Here is a 12,537-nt window from a genome sequence, read left to right as displayed (position 1 = left end):
CACCTGCGCCACGGCGAAGTTCCACAACTTGCCGCTCAGATACGTGGTGGTTCCGCGGAGCACGCGTCGGAACTGTCGAGGTTCCAGAATTTGGGCATGTCGAACCTAGCGGGGCAGCTGGGCAGCGGGTCAGCTGGGCAGCGGGGCAGCACGGTGCGGGGCGCCCGGCATCGACGGGGTCGTACCGAAGTGGTACTGTTGTCCCTCGTGTCTGAAGTTGCAAAGTACAACTTTGCGCCGACCCGCGTCGACGCTCCCGTCTCCCCTGCCCGCGTCGACGACGCCGCGTCCCTGCACCGGGGGCATGCCGCTCCCCGGCCACCCCACCGCACCCCGAGCGCGCTCCGCCCCGCCGGCCTCGGCCGCACGCTGCGCTCCTTCGCGACGCACATCCTCGTGCCCCTGTTCCTGGCCGCCGGGATGGGCCTTGCCTACCTGGGCGCCTTCCACGCCCCCGCGCCGAAGGACCTGCCCGTCGGCATCGTCGGCCAGGGCGCGACCACGCAGGTGTTCGCGCAGACGGTGACCGACCAGTCGGACGGCGCCCTCGTGGCCCACGTGGTCGCCGACGCAGCGAGTGCCGAACGACAGGTGCGGGACCGCGACCTCGCTGCCGTGTACGCCCCCACGGCGACGAGTGCCACGCTCTACGTCTCCTCCGCCGCCAGCGAGACGACCGCCACCGCAGCGCAGAAGGTCTTCCTGCCGATCGCCTACGAGCAGCACCTGCCCTTCACCGTGGTCGACGTCGTCCCCGCGGGCGAGCAGGACAGCACCGGCCAGGGTCTGTTCTTCCTGCTCGTCGCCCTGAGCGTCGGCGGCTACGCGTCGGCCATCGCGGTCGCCGCGTTCGCCGGACGCCTCGGCCCGGTGTGGACGGCGATCGTCGGCCTGGTGACCGCGGGCGTCGTCGCCGGGATCGGCACGGTGGTCGCCGGCCCCGTGTACGGCGTGCTCACGACCCACCAGTGGCAGGTGTTCCTGTTCGCGTGGATGTACGACGCCGTGATCGTCGCACTCGGCATCGGCCTGCACCCCCTGCTCGGACGCTGGACCACCCCCGTGCTGACGATGCTGTTCGTGATGCTCAACTTCACGTCGAGCGGCGGGATCTTCCAGCCGGCGTTCCAGCCCGGGTTCTTCGCAGGCCTCAACACGTTCTGGAGCGGCGCCGCGTGGCTGCAGGCGGCGCAGGACCTGCAGTACTTCCCCGGCGCCTCCCTCGGTCGGAGCTCGCTCGTGCTGACGCTCTGGCTCGTCGGTGCGGTCCTGCTCGGCGTCCTGGTCCACGGGCTCGTCGCCCGTCGCACCCGGATCGCCCGCGAGCGCGAGGTGAGCCGGCTCGAGGAGGACGAGGTCGTGGCGGCCTGACGCTACGCTCGTCGCGTGGACCTCAGCGCCGACCTGGACCTCGCCCGCTCCCTCGCCGACACCGCCGACGCGATCAGCCTCGAGCGCTTCCGTGCCGCCGACCTGCACGTGTCGAAGAAGGCGGACAGCACGCACGTCACGGACGCCGACCAGGCCGTCGAACGTGCCCTGCGCGAGCGCATCGCCGCCGAGCGACCCGACGACGCCTTCCTGGGCGAGGAGACCACCGCGGACAGCGGTGCCGAGGCCACGAGCGAGGGCCACCGGCAGTGGGTGGTCGACCCGATCGACGGGACCGCCAACTACCTGCGCGGCGTCCCGGTCTGGGCGACGCTGATCGCCCTCGCCGTCGACGGCCGTCCGGTGCTCGGCGTCGTGAGCGCACCGGCCCTCGGCAAGCGCTGGTGGGCCGCCGAGGGCCTCGGCGCGCACTCGCTCGAGGGCGAGCTGCACGTGTCCGGTGTCGCCGCCCTCGGCGACGCGAGCCTCAGCTACAACAGCCTCCAGCAGTGGGACGACGACGACCGGCTCGACGCCCTGGTCACCCTGTCCCGGTCGGTGTGGCGCACCCGGGCCTACGGCGACATGTGGTCGTACATGATGGTCGCGGAAGGGGTCCTCGACGTCGCGGGCGAACCCGACCTGAAGCCGTGGGACATGGCCGCGCTGGTCCCCATCGTCGAGCAGGCCGGCGGCCGCTTCACCTCGCTCGACGGCGATCCGGGGCCGTGGCACGGCAGCGCCCTGGCGACGAACGGCCTGGTGCACGACGCGGTCGTCGAGGTCATCGGCCGCTGAACCGACACGGACCGCCGGGTCCTGTCCGGTTCACGCGTGTTCGCCGTCCGTCAGGCGGCGACCGCAGATGGGAGCGGTCCAACGCCTGTACCCCTCCCGCGTACCTCACTCCCGCGGCGTCGAGCGGTTGACGACCCCCGCGCGGGGGTGGGCACCCCCCGTACTGGGGTGACCATCCGTCACATGTGATTGCGTGCGGTGGCTGAATGCCCCTCGTCCTGGGTTATCGTCGATCGCAGACGGCAGGTCAGGTGACGTCTCGGGATCCCTAGTCCCGGATCGGAACCAGACCCGTCGAGCTCGTCAATGAACCCAACCCGAAGGGTGATACGACGATGACATCATCGTTCCCGAGCGGAACCGAGTGCACCCTCACTCGACCGCATTCCAACCACGATCAGCCCGGCGCCACCCTGATGGCCGCCACACGTCCGAGCGCCACGGTCACCCGCCGTGCAGCACTCGAGTCCGCCTCCGTGCGCCCCGCCACCCCGTTCGCCCCCGGACGCGGAGGCCGGTGAGTCCGCATGGAACTCACCGGTCGACGTTCTGAGGTCGACCGGATCGCGACCCTCGCCGTACTCCCTCGGGAGTCCGCGATGGTCGTCGTCGGCGACCCTGGCTCCGGACGCTCCAGCGTCCTCGACGCGGTCTCGCACCGCGTCTCCATCCCCGTCGTCCGACTCGGCGTCAACGGTGCAGAAGCACGTTGGCCGATGTCGGGTGTCACCTCCCTGTTCACCGCTCTCGACGACCCCCGGGCCTCGGCGCACATCGCGCGGCTCGTCCGGAACGTCGACGAGGGCCTCGCCGCAGCGCACGACTTCCTGGACGCCGTGCACGCGCTGACGCTCCCGCCGACGCTCGTGCTCATCGACGACCTGGACCGCATGGACGCCGAGAGCCAGGAGCTCATCGCGTTCCTGGCGGGTCGGCTCGCCGGCACCGCGCTGCGTCTCGTGGCGACGGTCCGCCGTGTGCCCCTCGACGGACCGCTGGCGTCCCTCCCGATCCTCCGGCTCACGCCGCTGGCGTCGGACGAGGCGCTCGTGCTCGCTCGTGACATGGCGCCCGAAGAGGCGAACGACGGCGTCCTCGCCGTCCTCGCCGAGGAGACGGGCGGCAACCCCGGTGCGCTGCGCGAGCAGATCGCCGGACTCCGTCGCGAACAGCTCGTGGGCACCGAGCCGCTCGTGCTGCCGCTGCGTCCCACCCCGACGACGACCGCTGCGGCGGAACTCGTCCTCGAAGCCGCTGCAGGACGGGATCTGGATGTCCTGACGCGACTGGCCCTCGTCCCGACGGCGCGCGTCGCCGCCTGGGACCGCGACGCGATCGACGACCTCGTCGGTGCCGGTCTGGCGACCGTGCGCGGACAGTCGATCGGCGTCAAGGACCCGCTCGTCCGGTCGTACCTGTACTGGAGCACGTCAGCGAAGGACCGCCGCGAGGCACACGCCGAGCTGGTCGTCGCTGCGGCAGCCCACGACGACCGGTCGGCCGCGTGGCACTCGAGCTTCGTCGACGACGTCCCCGACGCCGTCGCACTGCTCGAGGCCGGACGCTCCTACGCCCGCGAGGGCGACGCCCGCGCCGCGGTCACCCTCACCGAACGTGCCCTGCACGTCGGGACGGGTTCCGAGGAGGAGCACATCGCCCTGCTCGGCGTCACCGAGGTCCTGCTCGCGCACCGCCTGCTCGGCTACGCGCAGCGGTACCTGGCGGCGATCAAGCCGTTCACCGAGCTGCCGGACGAGGTCCGTCGACTCCGCCTGCAGTACTCGGTGCAGTACCTCAGCGGCGACGCGGTGCACGCCGACGAGCTGATGGTGCCCGTCGACACCGCGGACCCCGCCGAGGCGGACGCCTTCACCGGTCTGCTGGCGATGGTCGCGTCCTTCCGTGCCGAGGCGTGGGAGCTCGACCAGGCCCGCGACCTGCTGCAGCGCGCGGAGACCTTCGAGGACCACGCGTCGAAGCACACCGCCGACGTGCTCGGCACCGTGCGCGAGCTCGTGGCCGCGGTCGACGGCACCCTGCCGCCGGACGCGGAACTGCACGACGGCCTGGCCGCCCAGCAGCTCCTCGCCATGAGCGACCCGGCACTGCTCCTGCTCTCGCACGCGCTCAGCATCGCCGAGCGCTACCGCAGCGCCCGTCGGGTGTTCGCGCTGGTCCTGGCCCGCGCCAAGGACACCCAGCCGGTGTGGATCGAGGCCGCGCGCTACCTGTCCGCCGAGAACGAGGTGCGCTCCGGGAACTACCGTCAGGCGCTCCGCGCGATCGACGTGTGGGAGTCCGGCTCGGCCGTCACCGAACGGCTGCGTGAGCCCTCGCGGGCGATCGCGATCGCCTGGCGGCACTTCGCCGAGGGGCGCACCGCCGACGCGCTCGACGTGATCGACCACTGCCTGCGGCAGCGCTCGACCAACCGGCTCTGGGGAGCGACGGCGAAGCTGTACGCGCTCCGCGGTCGGGTCCTGCTGCTCGACGGGCGACTCGACGAGGCAGCGTCCTCGCTCGAGGCCGCCGACGCCATCGGCCGCAGCCTGCGGAACCCGGCGGTGCTCCGGCACCTCGGGGACCTGGTCGAGGCGTACGTCCGGCTCGACCGGGTCGACGACGCACGGAACATCACCGCGCGTCTGGCGGCCGACCACCACGCCCGTCCGTCCCGCTGGGGCGCACTGGTGCTGGCTCGGAGCCTGGCGCTCATCGCGGACGACACCACGCGGGACACCTCGCGGCGTCGGGCGCTGGAGCTGTTCCAGCCGGCCGACTCGCAGTTCGAACGGGCTCGCACGTTCGCGGCACTCGCCGCGATCGGCAACCCGGCGGACCGTGCCCGGCTCGGTGCAGCGGCAGCCGCCGCCTACGAGGCAGCGGGGCTCCGGCGTCCGCTCGTCACGCCGGCGCCGACGGTCGCGATGCCGGTCCTCGGGCAGCCGGGTGCCGCTGGGCCCTTCGCGGGCGGTGTGCGCTCCGGCGCGGTGCTGTCCGCGTCGACGCCCATGACGCCGGGGACGCCGCGCAGCGCGCCCGACGCCGCAGCCGTGCTCACGTCGCTGACGGCGGAGGAGCGTGCGGTCGTGCAGAAGGTGACCGAGGGGTACCGCAACCGCGAGATCGCCTCGTCGCTCTACATGTCCCAGCGGACGGTCGAGCTGCGGCTGACGCAGATCTACCGGAAGGTCGGCGCGCGCTCGCGCTCCCACCTGGTCGCGCTGCTCACGTGACCTGAGACGCACGAAGCGACGGACGGGAGGTCCGGTGCCAGCTGGCACCGGGCCTCCCGTTCGTCGTTGCGCGACTCCGCACGCCACCGCGCAGACTCGCACGCTCGACGCGGGGAACCGCAACAAGCGTCGCCCACCGTTGTCGGGCCGAGCCCGGTCCGGAGATGCTTCTGGTGCACCGACCGCCGCGCCTCCCGCGTGGAGGAGCGCCACGGTACCCCGATCGGTACCCGAACCACCGGGCCACGAACGCCGGCGTCCGTCCTCGCCTGATCCGAGGACGGGCGTCGGTCCCGCCCGGTGGTCCCGATCGCGTGGCGACCCGAGCGGCGGTCGGTGCCGACCCCGCTCCTCCCGAAGCCTCCCCCGAAGGGACACCCGATGTGCGGCATCATCGCGGCCCGCGTCTCCGACGACGCGACCCCCTACCTGCTCGACGGACTCGAACGACTCGAGTACCGCGGGTACGACTCCGCGGGCATCGCCGTGCGGACCGCCTCGGGCGGCACCGAGACCATCCGGTCCGTGTCGCGGGTCGGAGACCTCCGGACGCTCGTCGCCGCGCGGACCGGGGACGCACTGACCGGCACCGGCATCGGCCACACCCGCTGGGCCACCCACGGCGGGGTGTGCGAGCGGAACGCCCACCCGCACCACGACTGTTCCGGCCGGATCAGCGTCGTGCACAACGGCATCATCGAGAACGCCGGCCCGCTGCGCGAACTGCTCGAGGCACAGGGCCACCGGTTCATGTCCGACGTCGACTCCGAGGTCGTCACCCACCTGGTCGAGCGGGCCCTGGTCGTCGACCCGGACCTCATGCTCGCCGTGCAGATCGCCACCGCGCAGCTCGAGGGCTCGTGGGCGCTGGTCGTGCTCGACGCGCGGACGAACCGCATGGTCGTCGCCGCCGACCGCTCCCCCCTCGTCGTGGCGCGCGCGCCCCGCGGTGACTTCGTCGCGAGCGACATCGGCGCCATCGCCGAGTGGTGCGAGACCTTCGTGGCGCTCCGCGACGGCGACGTCGTCGAGCTCGGCGAGTCCTGGAACTGGTCGTCCAACGGCATGTCGGTGCCGGTGCCCTTCCCGACGCCGTCGCCCTTCGCCGCGGCCGCGCTCGACCTCGGCGACCACCCGGACTTCATGGCGAAGGAGATCGAGGAGCAGCCCGGCGTCGTCGCCGAGATCATCGAGCGCATCGCCGCCCGGGCAGCCGACGGCAGCATGTGGGTCGGCCTCGGGCTGCCCGGCTTCCACCGGCTCGCGATCGTGGCCTGTGGGACGTCGCTCAACGCCGGACAGGTCATCGCCACGGCACTGCGCGGCATCGGCGGGATCCCGACCGACATCGTCGTCGCCAGCGAGGCCGACCAGGCCGTCCTCAGCGAGGGCACCCTGGTGGTCGCCATCAGCCAGTCGGGCGAGACCGCGGACGTGCTCCGCGCGCTCGACCGCTTCGGGGACCGATTCCCGGTCCTCGCCCTGACGAACAACGTGCACTCGTCGCTCGCCCGGCGCGCCGACGCCGTGCTCGACTGTCAGGCCGGCCCCGAGATCGGTGTCGCCGCGACCAAGACGTTCACGGCCCAGGTCGTCGTCGGCGTGGCCGCGATGGTCTCCGCACTCGTCGCCTCCGGCCGGATCGACCTGGACCGCGCCCGGTCGCTCGTCGCAGACCTGCGGGAGCTCCCCGCACGGATCGAGACCGCCGGCCGGGTCGCCGCGGACCGGATCCCCCTGATCGTGTCGAGCGTCCGAGACGCCACCGGGTTCCTGTTCCTCGGCCGCGGCGTCGGACTCCCCTACGCCGCCGAGGGCGCCCTGAAGCTCAAGGAGCTGAGCTACCGGTGGGCCGAGTCCTACCCGGCGGGTGAACTCAAGCACGGGCCACTCGCCCTGGTCGACGAGGGCACCCCGGTCGTCGTGGTGGACCACGGCGAGCACCGCCTGCAGGCCGCGATCGCCGAGGTCCGTGCACGCGGCGGCTTCGTCATCACCATCGGCGGCCCGGGTTCGGACGTCCCCGCGCTCGGCACGACGGGCCCCTGGGGACCGCTCGAGGCCGTCGTGCCGCTCCAGATGCTCGCCCGCGAACTCGCACTGCAGCTCGGCTGCGACGTGGACAAGCCGAGGAACCTCGCGAAGTCGGTGACGGTCGAATAGCCGGGCACTCGCGCAACAACCGCCTGACGGTGTTCCTCATCGTCCTGACCGCGGTCGCCGTCGCCGTGACGCTCGTCGTCCTGCTCACGGCTGCCTCGGGACACTCCTAGCCACACCTGACAGAGTTGCGGCCGATGTCCTCCGTCCCGCTCGTGTCCTCCGCCTCGCTCGTCTTCGTCGCGATCCTGGTCGGCGCCGTGCTCCCGTTCGTCCCACTGGTCGGACGGGTGGCACGGATCGCCGCGACGATCGCGCACGAGGTCGGGCACGCCGTCGTCGTGGTGCCCTTCGGCGGGCAGATCCGCCGCATCGAGCTCCGCCCCGACGGCTCCGGCGAGGCCTGGGTCCAGCTCGGCGGGGTGCCAGTCGGGCTCCGTGGCCTCGTGCGCGTGCTGAACCTGTACGCCGGGTACAGCGCACCGCTCTGGGCCGGGACGCTCCTGCTGACCGGGGTGCTGCACGGCTCGCGCTGGCTGCCCGTCGCGGTCCTCGGTGTGGTCGGGATCGTCGCGCTCCTGTTCATCCGCAACTGGTTCGGACTGCTCGTCGTCGTCGGCTTCGATGCGTTGGCCCTCTGGGTGGCGCTCCGACCGTCCGAGCTGACCGTGCTCGTCGTCGCCGCCGTGGGGGCCCTGTTCGTCGTGGACGGTCTGCGGTCCGTCGTGCAGGTCGCACGGTGGCTGCTGACCGGTGCCCGCGTGCAGACCGACTTCCACATCGCGGCCGACGAGATGCGCGTGCCCGCCGCCGTGTGGTTCGTGCTGTTCGTCGCGGTGAACGGGCTCGCCGTGTGGCTGGCGCGGGTCCCCCTGCTCGACGTGTGGGACACGATCGCCGCCGGCGTGCGCGGCTTGTTCTGACGGGCGCCCCGCCCGGCTGACCTCGCGCGCGCCGACTCGGAACGACACCCCCGCTGTCGTACGACATCGACCATGTCGCCCCGGACCAGGACCGCGCCCGACGCCGACGCTCTGCCACGATGGAGCCCATGCGCTCGTCCGACGTCATCACCGCGCTCGCCTCCGCCCCCGCAGGAGCGCATCCGGACCACTTCATGGACTTCGTCCGGACGTCAGGCGACGCAGCACTGTGGCGTGAGGGCGGCCCGGAGCACCTCACCGCATCCTGCTTCGTGTTCTCACCCGACCTGACCCACGTGCTGCTCTGCCTGCACCGCAAGGGCGGCTTCTGGGTGCAGTTCGGCGGGCACCTCGAACCGGGCGATGACTTACTCGCTGCTGCCGCACGCCGTGAAGCCCGTGAGGAGTCCGGCATAGGAGCACTCGAGCTGATGTCGGACCGGGTCATCGACCTCGACCGGCACGAGCTGCACGGCGGGTTCTCGTGCGCGGCCCACTGGGACGTCGGCTTCGTCGCGATCGTCCCGGCCGGCGCCAGCACGACGGTCAGCGACGAGAGCGACGACGTCCGCTGGTTCCCCGTCGACGCCCTCCCCGAGTCGGTCCCCCACCGGTTCGGACACCGGCTCGCCGCCGTCCTGACCTCGACGTCTTCTCGTCTCGGGGTCTGACGGATCCGGTCGCCGATCCCCGAGGTGCCAGGACCGGATTCGTCATCCGCTCAGAAGACGACGTCCGCCCGCGCCCGCGGCGCCCACCGCTGGGCGAAGTCGCGGTCGTTCGGCACCCACACGTCGAGCCAGAGCCGATCGTGCCGCCGTCCGAGAGCAGCGTCGCGGGACATCCCGCGCGCCGCCGCCGTCTCCAGGTCGACGTCGCACCAGACGGTGAGGTCGAGGTCGTCGAGGACCTCCGGGTGGAACAGGCCGATGAGGTCGACGACGAGCACCTGGGCCGTCGGCACCGGCTCCGGGTCCCCGAGCGCCCGGGTGGACCAGTCGAAGCGCCGGAACAGGCCCGGGTTGCCGTCGCGGAACGGCCGGAGCACGGTGTCACGGAGCCGGATCCGCTCGACGCCGTCCCAGTCCGTCGACCGGTGGTGCGAACGGACCGGGTCCAGGAAGTCGTCGCCGCGCATCCTGACCGAGTCCGGCACCGCATCGACCAGCTGGCGTGCAAGGGTCGACTTCCCGGAGCCGCAGAACCCGGAGATCCCGACGACGACCGGTCGCCCGGTGGCAGCCGTCAGCGACTCGATGCGGGCGACCAGTGCATCGGAGTCCGTCATCCCGCCAGGGTACGCACCGCGCACACGTAACCCGACGCCGCAATGCGGTGTCCGCAGTGCGCGGAGTGCGAGAGTACCGACACATCGACAGGAGGCACCCCATGGCGGACGACGACCACGGCTTCGCGACCGAACAGGTCCACGGCGGGTTCGTGCCCGACGCGGCCCACGGCGCCCGGATCCCCGCGATCCACATGTCGTCCGGCTTCCTGTTCGACGACTTCGACCAGGCTCGGGGCCGCTTCGCCGGCACGGACGACGGCTACACGTACACCCGACTGGGCAACCCGACGAACGCCGACGTGGAGCGCCGGATCGCGCTGCTCGAACGTGGTGCCGAGGCGATCCTCGTGTCGAGCGGCCAGGCCGCGGCGACGGTCGCGTTCCTCGGACTGCTGCAGGCCGGCGACCACGTGGTGAGTGCCCGGAGCATCTACGAGGGCACGCGCGGCCTGCTGCTGCAGAACCTCGGGCGACTCGGCATCGAGGTCGACTTCGTCGCCGACGCCCGCGACCTCGACGCCTGGGCCGCAGCGGTCCGCCCGAACACCAAGCTGTTCTTCGCCGAGACGATCCCCAACCCGAAGAACGACGTCCTCGACATCAGGGGCGTGGCCGACACCGCGCACCGTGCGGGCGTGCCGCTCGTGGTGGACAACACCCTGGCGACGCCGTACCTGGTCCGCCCGGTCGAACACGGCGCGGACGTCGTGATCCACTCCGCGTCGAAGTTCCTGTCCGGACACGGCTCGGGGCTCGGCGGTGTCGTGGTCGACGGCGGCAGGTTCGACTGGTCGGCATCGCCCGAGCGCTGGACGCACCTGACGACTCCAGAGCACGCCCTCGGCGGACGCAGCTACGTCGAGGCGTACGGCACCCGCGCGTACGTCGTCTACGCGCGCGACGTCATCAGCTCACGCATCGGTCCGACCCCGTCGCCGTTCAACGCCTTCCTGCTGCGCCAGGGACTCGAGACGCTGAGCCTGCGCATCGAGCGCCACGTCGCGAACGCACTCACCGTCGCGACGTGGCTGGAGCAGCAGCCGGAGGTGACGAGCGTGGACCACGCGAGTCTGGCCTCCAGTCCGTTCCACGACCTGGCCGAGCGCTACCTGCCCCGCGGTGCCGGGTCCGTGTTCGCGTTCACGCTCGCCGGTGGCGAGCCGGCGGCACGCGCCTTCATCGACGCGGTCCAGCTCTTCAGCCGGATGACCCACCTGGGCGACGTCCGGTCGCTCATCCTGCACCCGGCCTCCACGACCCATGCCGGGCGCACGCCCGCGGAGCGCGCGGTGCAGGGCATCGACGACGGCCTGATCCGGGTGTCCATCGGGATCGAGGACGTCGCGGACCTGCTCCGTGACCTGGAGCGCGGCTTCGCCGCACTGCGACACGGTCTGGAGGCTCGGCGCGGCTCCGCCACGGAGCTCGCGTCGCTGGAACACGCCGCCCCGGGACGCCACGTGATCGCTGAGGAGCTCTGACGATGGCCGACCTGCAGCACTTCGGGTACTTCTTCTCGCGCGGGTTCGGCCCGCAGGCCTGGGGCCGGTCGGACTGGGACTGGGGCCACGACTGGACGAAGCCGGAGATGTACCAGCAGTCCGTGCGCGCCCTGGAGCAGGCGGGGATGGACCTGGTCATCGCCGAGGACGCGATCTCCCTCGGCAACCCGTCGACGCTCGACCTGCGGATCCGTCAGGCATACGGCGGCCCGAAGCACGATCCGCTGCTGCTGGCGCCCTACCTGTTCGCCGCCACCTCGCACATCGGCATCGCGCCGACCGTCAACGCCGGGATCACCCCGCCCTACCTGGCTGCCCGACAGTTCGCCACGCTCGCGCACCTGTCGTCGGAGCGACTCGGCATCAACGTGGTCACGGACGTGGGCAGCGCTCGACACGCGGGCCTGCAGCCGCTCCCCCACGACCAGGCGTACGACCGCGCCGAGGAGTGGATCACGCTGCTCCGACGCTTCTGGCGCTCGTGGGGCCCGGACGGGTACATCGGCGACCGCGCGGACTGGCGGTTCGCCGACGGGGACACCCTCGACGCCTTCCACCACGAGGGCGCGTACTTCACCGCCGACGGTCCGCTCAACGCGCTGCCGCTCGGCTCGGATCCGATCGTGGTCTCCCCCGGCGGTTCCGGGCGGGGACTCGGCTTCGCGGGGACGCACTCCGACGTGCAGCTCGCCCTCGCGCCACTGTCCGCCGCGGCCGTGCGGGACTACCGCGCCCGCGTCGTCACGGCCGCTGCCGACGCCGGTCGGTCCGCCGACGACCTGCGGATCCTGTTCGTGCTGAAGCCCGAGATCGTCACCTCGAGCGAGGAGGCCGACCGGATCGTGTCGGCGTCGCTGCACCCCTCCGACGAGGACCTGCGCACCGCGGCGATCGCGTGGTCGAGCGACTCGGAGACGGACCTGCTCGCGCTCGACCTCGACGCACCCGTGCCCGCCGGGACCTTCGGCGACCACGTCTCCGCCGGGACGATCCGCGGGCTGCTCGGCGACACTCCGGACGCTCCGCTCCGCGAGCTGCTCACCCGGAAGGCCCGTCGCGGCCGCATCGCGACGCGCGAGGGGTTCGTGGGGACCGCCGACGAGTTCGCCGACTTCATCGAGGAGCTCGGCGCCGACGCGGACAACGACGGGATCATCTTCTCCGGTGACCTGCATCCGGCCCAGGTGTCCCGGATGTTCGGCGACCTGGTGCCGGTGCTCCGGCAGCGCGGGCTGCTGCGGCGGGAGTACGGCGACGGCGGGATCCGCGGCAACCTGTTCGACTTCTGACGCCGCGCCGAGACGGACAGGAGGCCC

At 72.2% G+C, this 12,537-nt stretch carries 9 protein-coding genes; 8 read left to right on the top strand and 1 reads right to left on the bottom strand.

Annotated elements, in window-relative coordinates:
• The first annotated feature begins 207 nt into the window (after window positions 1-207).
• From BIU90_RS12550 to BIU90_RS12525, 6 genes are all read left to right on the top strand, one after another.
• Window positions 208-1,371: a hypothetical protein gene (locus BIU90_RS12550; RefSeq protein WP_083403939.1), complete on the top strand. Its 1,164-nt coding sequence runs from the start codon at window positions 208-210 to the stop codon at window positions 1,369-1,371.
• 15 nt (window positions 1,372-1,386) lie between these two features.
• Window positions 1,387-2,169, top strand: coding sequence for an inositol monophosphatase family protein (locus tag BIU90_RS12545; protein ID WP_071300559.1), 783 nt, complete (start codon window positions 1,387-1,389; stop codon window positions 2,167-2,169).
• A gap of 527 nt (window positions 2,170-2,696) precedes the next feature.
• A complete protein-coding gene (locus tag BIU90_RS12540; protein ID WP_071300558.1) occupies window positions 2,697-5,405 on the top strand; it encodes a LuxR family transcriptional regulator in 2,709 nt (902 codons plus the stop codon).
• A 381-nt stretch (window positions 5,406-5,786) separates the two neighbouring features.
• Window positions 5,787-7,568, top strand: a complete 1,782-nt coding sequence (gene glmS / locus BIU90_RS12535) for a glutamine--fructose-6-phosphate transaminase (isomerizing) (RefSeq protein WP_071301001.1) — start codon at window positions 5,787-5,789, stop codon at window positions 7,566-7,568.
• 134 nt (window positions 7,569-7,702) lie between these two features.
• Window positions 7,703-8,428, top strand: a complete 726-nt coding sequence (locus tag BIU90_RS12530) for a M50 family metallopeptidase (RefSeq protein WP_071300557.1) — start codon at window positions 7,703-7,705, stop codon at window positions 8,426-8,428.
• Window positions 8,429-8,556: 128 nt separating this feature from the next.
• Window positions 8,557-9,099, top strand: coding sequence for an NUDIX hydrolase (locus BIU90_RS12525; protein WP_071300556.1), 543 nt, complete (start codon window positions 8,557-8,559; stop codon window positions 9,097-9,099).
• Between the two features lie 50 nt (window positions 9,100-9,149).
• Here BIU90_RS12525 and BIU90_RS12520 read toward each other — a convergent pair whose 3' ends face one another.
• Window positions 9,150-9,716: a uridine kinase gene (locus BIU90_RS12520; RefSeq protein WP_071300555.1), complete on the bottom strand. Its 567-nt coding sequence runs from the start codon at window positions 9,714-9,716 to the stop codon at window positions 9,150-9,152.
• A gap of 101 nt (window positions 9,717-9,817) precedes the next feature.
• On the opposite strand from BIU90_RS12520, the gene BIU90_RS12515 reads away from it, so the two are divergent.
• Window positions 9,818-11,200, top strand: a complete 1,383-nt coding sequence (locus tag BIU90_RS12515) for an O-acetylhomoserine aminocarboxypropyltransferase/cysteine synthase family protein (protein WP_071300554.1) — start codon at window positions 9,818-9,820, stop codon at window positions 11,198-11,200.
• Window positions 11,201-11,202: 2 nt separating this feature from the next.
• Window positions 11,203-12,510, top strand: coding sequence for an LLM class flavin-dependent oxidoreductase (locus BIU90_RS12510; protein ID WP_071300553.1), 1,308 nt, complete (start codon window positions 11,203-11,205; stop codon window positions 12,508-12,510).
• The last annotated feature ends 27 nt before the right edge of the window (window positions 12,511-12,537 follow it).

The sequence above is a fragment of the Curtobacterium sp. MCBA15_001 genome, from assembly GCF_001864835.1.
Classification (GTDB): domain Bacteria; phylum Actinomycetota; class Actinomycetes; order Actinomycetales; family Microbacteriaceae; genus Curtobacterium.
This window is presented reverse-complemented; position numbering and strand designations above follow the sequence as displayed.

Coding starts and splice junctions, on each gene's coding strand:
- BIU90_RS12540 (WP_071300558.1), top strand. CDS start 2,697: ATGGAACTCACCGGTCGACGTTCTGAGGTCGACCGGATCGCGACCCTC.
- glmS (WP_071301001.1), top strand. CDS start 5,787: ATGTGCGGCATCATCGCGGCCCGCGTCTCCGACGACGCGACCCCCTAC.
- BIU90_RS12530 (WP_071300557.1), top strand. CDS start 7,703: ATGTCCTCCGTCCCGCTCGTGTCCTCCGCCTCGCTCGTCTTCGTCGCG.
- BIU90_RS12525 (WP_071300556.1), top strand. CDS start 8,557: ATGCGCTCGTCCGACGTCATCACCGCGCTCGCCTCCGCCCCCGCAGGA.
- BIU90_RS12520 (WP_071300555.1), bottom strand. CDS start 9,716: ATGACGGACTCCGATGCACTGGTCGCCCGCATCGAGTCGCTGACGGCT.
- BIU90_RS12515 (WP_071300554.1), top strand. CDS start 9,818: ATGGCGGACGACGACCACGGCTTCGCGACCGAACAGGTCCACGGCGGG.
- BIU90_RS12510 (WP_071300553.1), top strand. CDS start 11,203: ATGGCCGACCTGCAGCACTTCGGGTACTTCTTCTCGCGCGGGTTCGGC.